This is a genomic window from Candidatus Thiodictyon syntrophicum (assembly GCF_002813775.1).
Lineage (GTDB): Bacteria > Pseudomonadota > Gammaproteobacteria > Chromatiales > Chromatiaceae > Thiodictyon > Thiodictyon syntrophicum.
On record NZ_CP020370.1, the window covers coordinates 5,274,623 to 5,288,924 of the forward strand.

Annotated in this window: 14 protein-coding genes; 8 read left to right on the forward strand and 6 right to left on the reverse strand. The window is 67.4% G+C overall.

Annotated elements, in window-relative coordinates; genetic code table 11:
* From THSYN_RS22265 to THSYN_RS22275, 3 genes are all read right to left on the reverse strand, one after another.
* Positions 1-1,290 carry a hypothetical protein gene (locus THSYN_RS22265; RefSeq protein ID WP_100921060.1) on the reverse strand — a complete coding sequence of 430 codons (1,290 nt, stop codon included), beginning with the start codon at positions 1,288-1,290 and terminating at the stop codon, positions 1-3.
* A gap of 386 nt (positions 1,291-1,676) precedes the next feature.
* Entirely contained in the window at positions 1,677-2,198 is a 522-nt protein-coding gene (locus tag THSYN_RS22270; protein ID WP_157817856.1) for a DUF1579 family protein, read from the reverse strand.
* A 105-nt stretch (positions 2,199-2,303) separates the two neighbouring features.
* Complete coding sequence (locus THSYN_RS22275; protein ID WP_157817857.1) at positions 2,304-2,882, reverse strand: LNS2 domain-containing protein; 579 nt, start codon at positions 2,880-2,882, stop codon at positions 2,304-2,306.
* A gap of 318 nt (positions 2,883-3,200) precedes the next feature.
* Between THSYN_RS22275 and djlA the strand changes: the two genes are divergently transcribed.
* The 5 genes from djlA (at position 3,201) to THSYN_RS22300 (ending at position 8,414) form a co-directional block, all read left to right on the forward strand.
* Entirely contained in the window at positions 3,201-4,058 is an 858-nt protein-coding gene (gene djlA / locus THSYN_RS22280; RefSeq protein WP_100921063.1) for a co-chaperone DjlA, read from the forward strand.
* Between the two features lie 97 nt (positions 4,059-4,155).
* Positions 4,156-4,848 (forward strand): ribulose-phosphate 3-epimerase, encoded by a 693-nt coding sequence (gene rpe, locus THSYN_RS22285; protein WP_100921064.1) that lies wholly within the window; start codon positions 4,156-4,158, stop codon positions 4,846-4,848.
* Positions 4,849-5,023: 175 nt separating this feature from the next.
* On the forward strand, positions 5,024-5,701 hold the full coding sequence (locus tag THSYN_RS22290; protein ID WP_100921065.1) for a phosphoglycolate phosphatase: 678 nt from the start codon (positions 5,024-5,026) through the stop codon (positions 5,699-5,701).
* Between the two features lie 296 nt (positions 5,702-5,997).
* Positions 5,998-7,488: an anthranilate synthase component I gene (trpE, locus tag THSYN_RS22295; protein ID WP_100921066.1), complete on the forward strand. Its 1,491-nt coding sequence runs from the start codon at positions 5,998-6,000 to the stop codon at positions 7,486-7,488.
* A 206-nt stretch (positions 7,489-7,694) separates the two neighbouring features.
* Entirely contained in the window at positions 7,695-8,414 is a 720-nt protein-coding gene (locus THSYN_RS22300) for a PEP-CTERM sorting domain-containing protein (protein ID WP_100921067.1), read from the forward strand.
* A 204-nt stretch (positions 8,415-8,618) separates the two neighbouring features.
* Here THSYN_RS22300 and THSYN_RS22305 read toward each other — a convergent pair whose 3' ends face one another.
* Positions 8,619-9,428: a transglutaminase-like domain-containing protein gene (locus tag THSYN_RS22305; protein WP_236848651.1), complete on the reverse strand. Its 810-nt coding sequence runs from the start codon at positions 9,426-9,428 to the stop codon at positions 8,619-8,621.
* Between the two features lie 296 nt (positions 9,429-9,724).
* On the opposite strand from THSYN_RS22305, the gene THSYN_RS22310 reads away from it, so the two are divergent.
* From THSYN_RS22310 to ruvA, 3 genes are all read left to right on the forward strand, one after another.
* The gene (locus tag THSYN_RS22310; protein ID WP_100921069.1) at positions 9,725-10,474 is read left to right on the forward strand and encodes a YebC/PmpR family DNA-binding transcriptional regulator; all 750 of its coding nucleotides are present in this window, start codon (positions 9,725-9,727) and stop codon (positions 10,472-10,474) included.
* A 145-nt stretch (positions 10,475-10,619) separates the two neighbouring features.
* The gene (gene ruvC, locus THSYN_RS22315) at positions 10,620-11,144 is read left to right on the forward strand and encodes a crossover junction endodeoxyribonuclease RuvC (protein ID WP_100921070.1); all 525 of its coding nucleotides are present in this window, start codon (positions 10,620-10,622) and stop codon (positions 11,142-11,144) included.
* On the forward strand, positions 11,141-11,770 hold the full coding sequence (ruvA, locus tag THSYN_RS22320; protein ID WP_100921071.1) for a Holliday junction branch migration protein RuvA: 630 nt from the start codon (positions 11,141-11,143) through the stop codon (positions 11,768-11,770). Before ruvC ends, ruvA begins: the two co-directional genes overlap by 4 nt.
* A 144-nt stretch (positions 11,771-11,914) precedes the next feature.
* Here the strand turns inward: ruvA and THSYN_RS22325 are convergent, their stop codons facing one another.
* Both THSYN_RS22325 and THSYN_RS34240 read right to left on the reverse strand, forming a co-directional pair.
* The gene (locus THSYN_RS22325) at positions 11,915-12,499 is read right to left on the reverse strand and encodes a Uma2 family endonuclease (RefSeq protein WP_100921072.1); all 585 of its coding nucleotides are present in this window, start codon (positions 12,497-12,499) and stop codon (positions 11,915-11,917) included.
* A 257-nt stretch (positions 12,500-12,756) separates the two neighbouring features.
* Positions 12,757-14,244, reverse strand: a complete 1,488-nt coding sequence (locus THSYN_RS34240) for a coiled-coil domain-containing protein (RefSeq protein ID WP_157817858.1) — start codon at positions 14,242-14,244, stop codon at positions 12,757-12,759.
* Positions 14,245-14,302: the final 58 nt, after the last annotated feature.

A 14,302-nucleotide genomic window follows, 5' to 3' on the forward strand; every position in this document is an offset into this window, starting at 1 on the left:
TCAGCGGCCCCCACGGCGGCGGATGCGCCAAGCCCTGACCAGGGGCGAGGCGGCTCGCCAGAGCTGACTGCCGTCACGCGCCACCCGCACATCGATGAAGCCGTCCTCGCGGAGCATTTCCAGCGCATCGCCGAGGTCTGCCTCGTCGAGTGGGGGATTTTCCGCGGTCGGTTCGTCCAAGGACGGCGGCAGGTCCGCACCGATGTGCCGACGGATCTCGTCGCGGGAGATCGGTGCGGCAGCGGCCAGCACGACCTCGCAGATCAGCGGAATCGTCTTGGCCAAGGGCTCGCCGATGGCCCGGTAGAGCTTGATGCGCCGGTCGAACTGCTCAAAGAAGGTCTTGTCCAGTTCGGGACGGACCTTGTCGGCGAAGAGGTCCGCGATGCGCTCGAGGGCCGCCGCCGCGCCGCCGATGGTCAGGACTTGGAACGCCTTCTGGAGCATGGCCGGATAATAGGCGGCACTCTCGTCCAACACCGCCTGGGTATGGACCGGACTCCAGCCACGGGTCTGACCGCCGGCGGCCAGGGCGTTGACGAAGGCGGCGGCCTCGTCCGCAGTGCCAAGCGGCGGGACCGACAGTGTAGTCAGGTCATTGAGATGGTTCATGTCGAGCCGGTATTCGCGCCCCAGGCCGACCAAGCCGATGGAGCCGATGAGCAACATGCCCATGCCGGAATCGCGCCAGCGCCGTAACGCGGCGAACAGTTGGTCGATCCGCTGGCGCCCCTTGGCCTCGTCCCCTTCCAGGATGCGGCGACACAACCAGGGCAACTCATCGACGAACAAGAGGATGCGGCCCTGCGCTGCGTTGTCGGCGGCGGCCGGGCCCGCGGCGAGCGCCCGCTCGATGGCAACAGCGATGGTGTTGAAATAGGCATTGACATCGCCGAGACCCTCGCGGTTTTGCTGCCGAAGGGCCTCCCGGGCGACCGCCGCGATGTTGCCGTCCCCTCCGATCGCCTGCAGGACCCGGTCGCCCCAACCCTTGGCGGGTAAACTGGCGAACAGGCGCATCAACAGATCCGCCTCGGAAACCAGGCCCTGGGTGTCGATCTCGACGACGGTGAGCCCCTGCGTCCGCAAGCGCTCGGCACAGGCCACCGCCTCCGTCGACTTGCCCATACGGCGCAGGCCGAACAGCTTGGCCCCGTTGCCGCCCAGCAGCACAGAGTCGAACTCGGCCCCGATCTCCGGGCGGGAGAAGCGCTGACGGCCGCGTACGGTGGAACCGTAGTGGGGCTCAACGGCGGCGGGATGGTCGTCTTTGGGGATCGGATGGGTCACGGCGGCCTCGCTATATCGGAACTACCAGATATCGTAATTTCACTATAACCTTCGTCCCGCTATCACGCAAGGTAGATATCATGATTTTCCTATATGTACGAAGAGCAGGCGGGGTGTGTCGCGGCCATTTTCCGAGAGGGCAATGGGGTGGATCGCCTGACCGGTCTCGAGAATCAGGTCGTAGGCGGCGTCCGCCAGTTTGCTTGTGTCCGCGCAGGTCGCTTGCAGTTCTGTTCGGCAGCGCGTGCCGACGCGCTGGTCAGGCTTGCGAGGTCCACGGCAACTCGCGAGGTCGCGTCGCGGCTGAAGCCGCTCCCACCGGGTGCCGGCCGCGCCGCGGGGATTGGCCGACACCGCACATGCCCGGTCGAGAGGCCGGCCGGCGATCACTCCTTGCGCCTGATGAGGGTTCCGTCGATGCGCTGCCGGGTTCGTCCCGCGACGTCCGTGCGCTGCAGTGTCCACTCCAATCGATCGGGGGAGACCCAACGATCCTCGATGACAAACGCGCTGTCCGCCGTCTTGCCCTGCCAGCGCAGGATCGCGCCCCGCGGGTCCCAGTGCCCCTGCGCCTCGTGACGGTAGCCCTCGGAGTCGAACAGCCATTGCCGGTAGACACCGGCCTCGACATCATAGGTCATGACCTGAAGATCGGACCGACCCGCGGGAATGGAGTGAGTACGGAATTCGACATAGCGGCCGTCCAGCGTTGGCTGACCAATCCCCTCACCCCGAGTGAGAACCTCTTGAGCAGGCGCACCCTCCTTACGGATGCGGGTCTGTGTTTCCCAACTGCCCGCAAAGCGCTGCAGGACCGCTGATGCCGCGGACGCTGTATCCTGCGCCACGGCAATTACCGGAAGCATGGCAAGCCACATCAGCATCGCGCGTAGCAGATAGGGTGACATGCGTCGCGGCCTGGGGGCCGCTCCTACGGCGTAGGAGCGGCCCCCAGGCCGCGACGGGTTGCCGCAAGGGCGTGTGGCCGGAGTGAGGATCAAGGCCGCCGACTGCTATTTCGCTGCCGCCGGCGGCACCGTTTTCTCAATATCACCCAGGTGCCCAGTCCATCCGTCCAGGCAGGCCTCCCAGGCGCCCCGCCGGCATGATGACTGGTGTTCCCGCCGCAGCGCAAAGACGTGTTGCTTCGGGATCCCGGCCGCGGCATAGGCGGTAAAGTCGGTGGACGAGTCCCCATAGGCATACTCTGGCTGCCAGCCCTGTGCACGCAACTGCTGCAGCATGCGCGTCTTGAACCGATCGTGATGCCGGGCATCCGCCCTGGTCTCTTCGACCAGGACCAAACCTTGGGGGAACTGATGATCCTTCAGCCAGTGACGGGTCGCGGAGTCAAAGTGACGATTACGGGCACTGAGATAAATGATCTTATAGCCCTTGTCAGCGAACAACCGGACGGCGCGGGCGGCGTCCGGGCGCGCCTCCAGGAACTCCAGCGGGCGGGGCGTGAGGGTCCCGTCGATATCGAATACGACGGCAGGTGTCGGCGCCGTGCCGACATCCGGGGTCACCGCCGGTGCCGGCGCACAAACGCCGCACAGCATGAGCACCAATACAACTCGGGAAATTCGCATTCTGTATCTCCTGTTCTGGTCGCTGCAGGGCGCGCGTGGAGCGGCCTGCGCCGCGGCGGGGCCAGGGCCGCTTGCGCGGCCCGTCGCGGCTGAAGCCGCTCCCACAGCCTCGCTGCGCGACTTTCGCGAGCCGGACGGGCGCGCCGCGGGCGCGCGGGGAATTCTGCACAGTTTCGTCCTACCGCCACGCGGATCGCGGCCCCTCACCGCAAGCGCAAGAGGGGAGCAACGGGTTACGATGGGCACCATCGTACAGTCGCGAACGGCAGTGCCGCGAAAAGGTGACCGGGGCTGCCGCTTAACACGGGGATCGAGGTCATGGGCTGGTGGGGCAAGGCGGTCGGCGGGACCCTGGGTCTCTTGGTGGGCGGGCCCCTGGGGGCCGTGGTCGGGGCCGCGATGGGTCACGGGGTGGACCGGGGGGCGGCGCATGTGGCGGACCTCTTCGAGCCGGCGCGGGCGGCCGAGCGCGCGCGGCTGCAGGGGATCTTTCTGGAAACCACCTTCAGCGTGCTGGGGCATCTGGCCAAAGCCGACGGGCGGGTGAGCGAAACCGAGATCGCCTTTGCCGAGTCGGTCATGACCCGCATGGGGCTCGACCGCTCGCTGCGGCGCACCGCCATGCAGTTCTTCTACCAGGGCAAGGCGCCGGGCTTCAACCTGGCCGCCGCCCTGGCGGCGTTCCGGCAGGCGAGCCCGGGTCAGGCGCAGTTGCACCAACTGTTTCTGGAGATCCAACTGGCGGCGGCCTACCGGGGCGGTCAGCCCGGGCCCGCGCAGCGGCTGGTCCTGGAGCAGTGCCGCCACGGCCTCCAGATTCCCCTGGCGAGCTTTCGGCGCCTGGAGCGGCTGATCGAAATCCAGTACCAGTTCCTGGGCGGCAACGCCGGGTGGCGCACCGGGGGCCCAGGGGCCGGGCGCCCGGGGCCGGGAGCGCCGTCGACCCGGACCGCCCTGGCCGGGGCCTATGCGACTCTCGGCATCACGGCCCAGGCGAGTGACGAGGAGGTCAAACGCGCCTATCGCAAGCTGATGAACCGCCACCACCCGGACAAGCTCACCTCCCGCGGGGCGCCCGCGGAGGCGATCAAGCTGGCCTCCCAGCAGACCCACGAGATCCGCCGCGCCTACGAGACCATCACGGCGGCGCGTCCGCCGGCCGCAGGCCCCAAGTGAAATCCGGCGGCGCTTCGGTTAGAGTTTGCGGCTTTCCATCAACAGACCCTGGCCGCTGCCCCTTGGGCAAGGTCGGGGACACTTCCGGGGGACCCCCATGGCGCTTGACCTGATCGCACCGTCCATCCTCTCTGCCAACTTCGCCAAACTCGGGGAGGAGGTCGACAACGTGCTCGCCGCGGGGGCGGACATCGTCCACTTCGACGTGATGGACAACCACTATGTCCCCAACCTGACCATCGGTCCGCTGATCTGCGAGGCCCTGCGCAAGCATGGGGTCACCGCACCCATCGATGTGCACCTGATGGTCAAGCCGGTCGACCGTATCATTCCGGACTTCGCCGCCGCCGGGGCGACCTATATCACCTTCCACCCGGAGGCGAGCGAGCACATCGACCGCACCCTGCAGCTCATCCATGGCGAGGGGTGCAAGGCCGGCCTGGTGTTCAACCCGGCGACTCCCTTGTCCTATCTCGACTATGTGCTGGACAAGATCGACATGATCCTGCTGATGTCGGTCAATCCGGGCTTCGGCGGCCAGAGCTTCATCCCCTCGGCGCTCGACAAGCTGCGCGAGGTACGCGAGATCATCGACGACTCGGGGCTCGACATCCGGCTCGAGGTCGACGGCGGGGTCAAGACGGACAATATCGCCGCGATCAAAGCCGCGGGGGCGGACACCTTCGTCTCCGGCTCCGGGATCTTCGGCCAGCCCCGCGACGGCGACCCCCACCGCTACGACAGCGTCATCCGCCGGATGCGTGAGGCGATGGCGGCGGTGGGCCGCTGAGCACAATGGCGGGTGGCTGGCGGGAGATAACCGCTACTTCCGTGCAGGCCTCGATCATAACTCCGGCCATCCTGCTGGACGCGAGATCGCTGGTCCGCACAGCGGACCCTACGGGCTCCCGCGCTACCCGCCACTAGTCACTATCCCCTATCCCCTAATTTACTGGTCACTCGCCATGCTGTGCCCCAAGATGATCCTGATCGACCTCGACGGGACCCTGATCGATAGCGTCCCGGACCTGACCTACAGCGTGGACGCCATGCTGGCGCGCCTCGGGCGCCCGCCCCGCGGTGAGGCGGCGGTGCGCAACTGGGTCGGCAACGGGGTGGAGCGCCTGGTGCAGCGCGCGCTGCTGGGAACCCTCGACGGCGAGGCCCCGGCGGCGGATTTTGCACTGGCCCTGCCGATCTTCATGGAGATCTATGCCGAGAACACCTCGGGCCGCTCGCTGGCCTATCCCGGGGTGCGCGAGGGTCTCGATTACCTGAGCGGCGCCGGCTACCCCTTGGGCTGCGTCACCAACAAGGCGGCCCAGTTCACCCTGCCGCTCCTGCGTGACCTTGGATTGCTGGACTATTTCGGCCTCGTGGTGAGTGGTGACACCCTGCCGGAGAAGAAGCCCCACCCCGCGCCGCTGCTGCACGCCGCGGCCCATTTCGGGGTGGCGCCGGCAGACGCCCTGATGATCGGCGACTCGGTGAGCGACGTCGCGGCGGCGCGGGCGGCGGGCTTTCGCATCATCTGCACCAGCTACGGCTACAACCACGGCCGGGACATCCGCACGGCCAACCCGGACGCCGTGATCGACAGCTTCACGCAGTTGCGCACCCTCATCGCCCCGGCGGCCGAGTAACCCGGAGGAGAAGAATTGAGCCGCAAATGAACGCAAATGAACGCAAATAATGCCAGCAACACGATCGCGGTCTGCGTGGTCACCCGGCGGGCGAGACTGAAGCTTGCTGACTATTGGAATTATTCGCGTTTATTTGCGTTCATTTGCGGCTAAATTAATCTTCTTGCGATGACAGGATAAGATAGAGGTTCGAGGTGATCGGCATGGGACTGAGAACGGCGCTGCCCGGCAGGCGATGGCGAGGCTCGCATTGAATCGCGCACTGCCCCTTTGATGCCTATTACCCGGAGCCTCCCATGACACCCGAAACATTCGCCGCCCTGACCGCCCAGGGCCATAACCGTATCCCGCTGGTCTGCGAGGTCCTCGCGGACCTGGACACCCCCTTGAGCGTCTATCTCAAGCTCGCCGAGGGTCCCTATTCCTATCTCTTCGAGTCGGTCCAGGGCGGCGAAAAGTGGGGCCGCTACTCCATCATCGGGCTGCCCTGCCGCAGCGTGCTGAAGGTCACCGGGAACGCGATCCAGGTAGAACGCGACGGCCAGGTCATCGAGACGGCGCAGAGCGCCGATCCGCTCGCCTGGATCAGCGCCTTCCAGGCCCGCTTCCAGGTGGCCGTGCACCCCGGGCTGCCGCGCTTCACCGGCGGGCTGGTGGGCTATTTCGGCTATGACAGCATCCGTTACATCGAGCCACGACTCGCCCACTGTCCCAACCCGGACCAACAGGGTACCCCGGATATCCTCCTCATGGTCTCCGACGAGGTGGTCGTCTTCGACAATCTGAGCGGGCGGATGTACATCATCCTGCACTTAGACCCCACCGCCGGCGACACCCTGGAGTCCGGCCGGGCGCGGATGGCCGACCTGATCGGGCGGATGCAGCGCGGCGCCCCGCGGCGCCCCGCGGGGGCCGAGCGCCGGGTCCATGAGGGCGACTTCGTCTCCGGCTTCACCCAGGAGGGCTTCGAGTCGGCGGTGGACCGGATCAAGGGCTACATCCTGGAGGGGGACTGTATGCAGGTGGTCCTGTCGCAGCGCCTCTCCATCCCCTTCCAGGCGCGGCCGCTGGACCTCTATCGGGCGCTGCGCGGGCTCAATCCATCCCCTTACATGTATTTCCTGGATCTCGGCCAATTCCAGATCGTCGGCTCCTCCCCCGAGATCCTGACCCGCCTGGAGGACGGCGTGGTCACGGTGCGCCCCATCGCCGGCACGCGGCGCCGTGGCGCCACCGAAGCCGAGGACCAGGCGCTGGAGTTGGAGTTGCTGGCCGACCCCAAGGAACTGGCCGAGCACCTGATGCTGATCGATCTGGGCCGCAACGACGCCGGGCGCGTGGCCCGCACCGGCTCGGTGCGGGTCACCGACCGCATGATTGTGGAGCGCTATTCGCACGTCATGCACATTGTCTCCAACGTGGTCGGGGAGTTGCAGGAAGGGCTCACCGCCATCGACGTCCTGCGCGCCACCTTCCCCGCCGGCACCGTCTCCGGCGCCCCCAAGATCCGCGCCATGGAGATCATCGACGAACTGGAGCCAGTGAAGCGCGGGGTCTATTCGGGCGCGGTGGGTTATCTCGGCTGGAACGGCAACATGGACACGGCGATCGCGATTCGCACCGCCGTCATCAAGGACGGCAGCCTGCACATCCAGGCCGGGGCCGGGATCGTCGCCGACTCGGTGCCGCGCATGGAATGGGAGGAGACCATGAACAAGGGCCGCGCCATCTTCCGTGCCGTGGCCCTGGCCGAAGCGGGGCTCGACCGCGGCGGGGTGGATTGCTGAGGGCCGAATGATGGGCATCGCTGAGCTCTGCCCATCCTACCCGCTGGGACGCGGCGCTGACCGTCCTTCGGCTCAGCCCGGGGAGCGGCCTGGGCGGCGGTGGCCGCCAGAATTTTTCCGTTGCAATGCCTTGCCGCCTGATTTTATATTATCCAAGAGACTGGTTGAATCAGGTCCAATGCGTGTAAAGACGAGATGGGGGAGCCATGATGAATGTAACGAGTCGGCTGGCCGGGGTCCTCTCATTGGCGGCAATGGGTATAGGTTTCCCGCACCAGGCGGCGGCATCGATCATCTACAACCTCTCTGCCGATTGGAGCACCACCCAAAACCCCAACGGGGCCTGGTCCTACCGGCAAGGCGCCGCGGCGCTGACGTACCCCGTCAGTAATTGGAGCTCAGTCGCTGATGGCTGGGCGGCGTCGTCGGCGGTTTACCCGCCGTTTTGGCTTAAATTCAATACGACGTTTGTGAACGCCGCTGCCGGGGATGTCGCGGTCCACTCATCGAATTTCGCCGACCCGCTGGGCAACCTCACCTGGACCAGCCCCGTGAGCGGCCTGATCGACATCGCGGGGCAGGCCTGGGACGTGCAGCATTATCCCAACCGCGATGACTCCTGGTCGTTATTCCTGAACAGCACCCTGATCGCCTCTCGCAGCAGCATCTATGGCATCCTCAAGAACAGCGACAACGCCAATTTTGCCAACAACCTGAGCGCCGGCCAGTCGCTCACCGGACTGGCCGTGAGCGTCAACGACGTTGTTACCTTCCAGGTACAGAGAGACCCGAAGTATGAGTCGGGGCATTTCACCGGTGTGGCCCTGACCCTCACGACCTATGCGGCCCCGGAACCCGGCAGCCTTGCCCTGATGGGCCTGGGGCTCGCGGGCGCGATGTTCAGCAGGCGTCGCATCTCAGGCTGATCAATGGCCTTGATACAACTCCGGCCGCGTCGATAACGCGGTCGCGTAGGCAAGCGCAGCGCAGTCCACCCGGTGCCGAGTAATGGGCATCGCTGCCCTCTTTCCATCCTACCCACTTGGTCGCGGCGATGGTCCGTACCCCAGGCCCGCGGGTGTCGGGCGGATGCCCGCGGGGCGCTCCGCCATGGCACCGACGCCGCGACCTCAGTCCACCTGATCCGTCCAAACTCTGAACCCGCTCAGCGTATTGGGTCCGAAGGTGCTGCTCAGTGCCACATCGGCGGCATCCCGGCCGCGCGCGATCAGCACCCGGCCGATGCGCGGGACATTGTTGCGGGCGTCGAAGGTATGCCATTGACCGCCGAGAAAGACATCGAACCAGGCGGAGAAATCCATCGGGCTCGCGGCCGGCGGCACGCCGATATCGCCCAGATAGCCGGTGCAGTAGCGCGCCGGGATATTCATACAGCGGCAGAAGGCGACGGCCAGGTGGGCATAATCGCGGCAGACGCCCTTCCTTTCGGCGAAGACCTCACAGGCGGTGCGGGTGGCACGGGCGTGCTCGTAGCCGAAGGTGATGTGGTGATGCACGAAGTCGCAGATCGCCTGGACCCGCCCCCAACCGGTCGGCCCCTTGCCGAACAGGTCCCAGGCGATCTGGGACAGCCGGTCGGTCTCGCAATAACGGCTGCCCAAGAGGAACACCAGAGTCTCCTCCGGCAGGTCCTGCACCGCGTGCTGAATGGCCGTAGGGACTATGACATCGGGCGCCCCCGTGTCGTTCACGACCGCGTCGGTCGAGAGGCGGAACTGGCCCCGGGGCGCCACGATCCGGCTGCACCAGTTGCCGAAGCCGTCACGATAGGCCGTGAAGGGGACCGAGGGGTTGGTGACCAGGTGGTCGGGGACGACGAGATCGGAGACGCGCGAATAATGCACGTGCAGCGTCAGTATCATCGGCGTCGGTTGGGGACAGTCGTAGACCAGTTCGTAGCCGACTCGGATATGCATCATTGGGCCTCGGTGGCGGATGGGGCCGGGGGCCCCGGGTTATTCCGGCGCTGTCGGCAGAGCCTGGACGACTGCCCAGGGCCCGGCCCCCGGGCGGTCGGGGTGGGACAGACCGCCCGGGTTCTGATGATACTCGCAGGGGCCGGCGGGTGCAGACCTGCCCGCGAGTGCTAGAATGTGCGGCTTTTCCAGCCGCGGCAAGACTCGCGGCATCCCCGCCCCCGCGGTGCGATGCGCAGCCGTCACGGCATGACCGCCCGGTCCCGTCCGGGCACACCAGCGTTAAGGGGATTTCACCGATGGCCGGGCACAGCAAATGGGCCAACATCAAGCACCGCAAGACCGCCCAGGACAAGACCCGCGGCAAGGTCTGGACCAAGCTGATCCGCGAGGTCACGGTGGCCTCGCGCACCGGCGGGGGAGACCCCGGCTGCAACCCGCGCCTGCGTCTCGCCATCGACAAGGCCTTCGGGGCCAACATGCCGCGCGACACCGTGGAGCGCGCGGTGAAGCGCGGCAGCGGCAGCACCGAGGGCGAGGACTACGAGGAAATCCGCTACGAAGGCTATGGCCCGGGCGGGGTGGCGGTGATGGTCGACTGCATGACCGACAACCGCAACCGCACCGCCGGTGAGGTGCGCCACGCCTTCACCAAGCACGGCGGCAACCTGGGCACGGACGGCTCGGTCGGCTATCTGTTCACCAAGCAGGGGGTCATCAGCTTCCAGCCCGGCACCGACGAGGATCGGGTGATGGAGGCCGCCCTGGACGCCGGCGCCCTGGACGTCATCGTTAACGAGGACGGCTCCATCGATGTCATCACCGACCCCGACGAATTCACCGTCGTGAAGGACTCACTCACGGTGGCCGGGCTCGACACTGACGTCGGCGAGGTGACCTTCAACTGCTCCACCAGCGCGGAACTGGACCGGGACACCGCCGAACGCCTGCTCAAGATGGTGGAGGTCCTGGAGGACTGCGACGACGTCCAGGCCGTTTATCACAACGCCGATATCTCCGACGAGATCATGGCGGCGATCGATGGCTGAAAGAAGTACGGTAGTACGTGAGTACGTTAGTACGGGGGCTCCGTGCTGGCTGAAAGAAGTACGGGAGTACGTTAGTACGGAAGTACGGTGGCTCCGCGCTGGGCGCGGCGCCGAACGTACTAACGTACTAACGTACTAACGTACTATGGTTTTAAGGCATCGCATCCTCGGCATCGACCCCGGCTCCCGCACCACCGGCTTCGCCGTCATCGATACCGATGGGCACCGCAGCCTGCGGGTGGTGAGCGGCGCTATCCGCGTCGGCGATCAGCCCTGGCCGGCGCGCCTGGGGCTGATCTTCGACCGGGTGGCGGAACTGGTGGCCGAGTATCGACCCCACGAGATGGCCGTGGAGCAACTGATCTTCGCCCGCGACCCCACGGCGGCGCTCAAGCTCGGCCAGGCGCGCGGCGCCGTCCTGTGCGCCGGGCTCAAGGGCGGCGTGACGGTGCATGAATACAGCCCCAAGACCGTCAAGCTCGCCGTGGTCGGGACCGGCGGGGCGGAAAAGGCGCAGGTCCAGCACATGGTCCGCGTCCTGCTGGCGCTGCCCGATGAACCGGGCGAGGACGAAGCCGATGCCCTGGCCATTGCGCTGTGTCACGCCCATTCCATGGGCATCCCGGCACGCAAAAGGGCCGCCGCCTCCTGGCGGGACTGGCGGCCGTGATCGGACGACTCCGGGGGCAGATCCTCCGCAAGCAGCCGCCCCACCTGCTGCTGGACGTGAACGGCGTCGGTTACGAGTTGGAGGCGCCCATGTCCACCTTCTACGAACTGCCCCCGGTGGGCGACACCGTCACCCTGATCACCCACCTGACGGTCCGCGAGGACGCCCACAACCTCTACGGCTTCGCCCGCGAGCGCGACCGCGACCTCTTCCGCGCCCTGCTGAAGGTCAGCGGGATCGGGGCGCGGATCGGACTCGCCATCCTCTCCGGCATGGACACCGCGCGCTTCATCGCCTGCGTGGAGCAGGAGGACATCAGCGCCCTGACGCGGGTCCCCGGCATCGGCACCAAGACCGCCCAGCGTCTGGTGGTGGAACTGCGTGACCGCCTGGACGGCATCGGCGCGGGCTTCGCCACCGCGACCACACTGGGCACCGCCGGCCCCGGCGCGGTCGCGGGCGTACCCGGCAGCCCCCCCGGCGCCCTGCCCGACGCCGTCAGCGCCCTGATCGCCCTGGGCTATAAACCGGCCGACGCGAACCGCATGGCCCGCGCCGCCGACGACGGCGCCAAGACCTCGGAGGAGATCATCCGCGGGGCACTGCGGGCCGTGAATATGCCCTAGGCCGCCGGTCCGCACAGCGGACCCTACGGCTAAGCGCGGCGCCCGTAGGGTCCGCTGTGCGGACCGATCGCCGCCGGGCGCAATCATGCAAGGCGGGAGGGCCGGACACCAACCCGGCGCGATTGCGGGTCCAAATACCAGGCATCAGCCTTGTGCCCCCGCCGCCGGTGCGAAGCGCACGTCCTCATAGATCGCGTCCAGAGTGCAATCGAACTCCAGGGGCGCGAGGTTAAGCCGCCCGTCGTCGGGTACCGGGTGCAGCATCCAACCCTCCGGATGGCGCCGGAAGACCTCGACGCAGCGGCTTCGCGAATCTATCAGCACATATTCCTCCAGCGTCGGGAGTTCCCGGTAACTGGCGAACTTGGCGCCCCGGTCATAAGCCTCGGTGGACTCGGAGAGGACCTCGACGACGACCCGGGCGCGCGCTTTGACAGTCGGCTCGGCCGCGTCCGCCGCCTCGCAGGTGACGAACACGTCCGGATAGAAAAAGGCCCGCGCCCGCTCGACGCGCAGTTTCATGTCGGCGATGTAGACCCGACAGGGACCGCCGCGGACATGGGCGCGCAGCAGCGCGAAGACATTGCCCGCGATGGTGACGTGCTCCTCGCTCGCCCCGGCCATGGCGAAGACCTCGCCCGCGACATATTCGTGTTTGATCGGCGAGCGCGCCTCGCCGGCGAGATAGTCGTCGGCCGTGATGAAGGGGACTTCGGCGAGATTGGACATCGTGGTGTTCCGAGTGGGTGGACCCCGCTCAGATTAGCGCATTGCGCGGGGGCGCTGCCACCGGCCCCAGGGCGCTGCGTACCCGGGACCTGCGTGACACCGCTGGAGAGACTTGGCAGGTGTCCCCGGATGGGTAGAGCGCAGCGAAACCCATCGTTTGCGTGACCGAGGGCGCTGATTGCTGGGTTTCGCTTCGCTCTACCCAGCCTACAGATCGCGCGTGGAGCGGGTTGCGGGCGGATACTTGCCCGTGGCGGTCAGAACCCGCCGCCGGTGCGGAAACCACCCCCACCGCCGCCTCCGCTGCTGCTGCCGCCTCCCCCACCGCCACCGCCCCAACCCCCCCGCCCTCCCCCGCCCATCCGCCCGACGATGTCGCCCAGGTCGCGCAGGTCGGCACCGCCGCCGCCCCAGACGGTGCCGCGGCCGAAGCCGCCGGAGCCGAAGCCGGGGTCGGCCTGTTCCGGGCGGTAGCGCTGCTGCTCCTGGAGCACACGCCACAGTTGCCGACGATCGAGCATGCCGTTGACGAACTGGCCCAGCAACATGGCGATCATGGCCTCGTCGCCGAAGCTGGAGCCGGCGCGGTCATAGCGGTTGGTCTTGAAGTCCGCGCGCAGGGCCTCGGCCTCGCCCAGGCGCTGCTGCTGCGCCGCGAGCGTCTCGCGCAGGCCCTGGATGGAGGCCGCAAGGCGGCGGCCTTCGTCGTCGCGCTGCATCAGGCGGGCGACGATCAGGTCGTCGTCCGGGGTGGGCGAGGCCAGGGCCGCCCGGCGCAGTTCCATCAGGTCGTCGCGCTGGAGTTCGCCGGTCAGGAGTGCGACCGCGGCCTTGGAATGCTCGTCCTCGCCGACCGCGTAGAGCGCCTTGCGGACCTGGAGCGCCTGGCGCTCGGACGCCGCCTGGGCGATCCGCTGATCGATGGCGTCGAGCTTGGCCTGCTCCGCGGCCAGCCGCTCCGCGGGCGTCGCGATGCCGTCCGCCGCCCGGGCAGCCTCGTCCAGGGATTGCAGCACCGCGAATTCGCTCTCGGCCTGGGCCTTGAGTCCGTCCGCATGTTCGCGCAGACGCTCGGGGATCTCGCTTAAGCGGTCATAGTTGGCGCGGGCATCGAGAAAGCCGATGAGCCGCGCGACCTTGCCGTCCAACCACCGGGTGAGCCCCCAGGCGCGATACCCGGGCTGGCCGAACTTGCGCTCCCACAGGTACATGAAGAGCGGGTCGGCACGGTAGGAGGCCCCCTTCTGCTCCAGCTCCGCGGCGCTACGGGTCGCCTTCTCGGCGGACTGCCCGGCCCGGCGCTCGGTTTCGCGGGCGCGCTCGCGCTGGGCCTGGTAGGCGGGGTCGGCCTCCAGGCGCGCCTGCGTCCGGGCCTCGGCCGTGTCGAGCGCACCCGCGGCATCGTCCACCGCGGCGGCCTGGGCGGCGCGCTCCGCGGCCAGGGTGCGCTCCGTGGCCTCGGCCGTCTGGAGTTGGCCCTGGAGTTGGGTCAGGGCCGTCTCGCGCTGGGCCAGGAGGGCCTTCACCTGCTGCTGCGTCTCATCCAGGCGCTGGACCATGGCGGCGTCCGCGAGCAGGCCCAGGCGGACCTGCGCCAAGGCCTGGTAGTCCGCGGTCTGGGCCTGGTGCTGCTCGGCCAGTTGCCGATTGACCGCCTCGATCTGCGCCTCGACCGTGGCCGCCTGGGCCTGCGCCTGTGTCACCGCCTGGTCGATGGTGGCCAGGGTTTGTCTGCCGGAAACCATATCTATCTCCCTGGGATTAGGAACGGTTCACTAATAAGTAAGACAAGTCCGTCAGAGA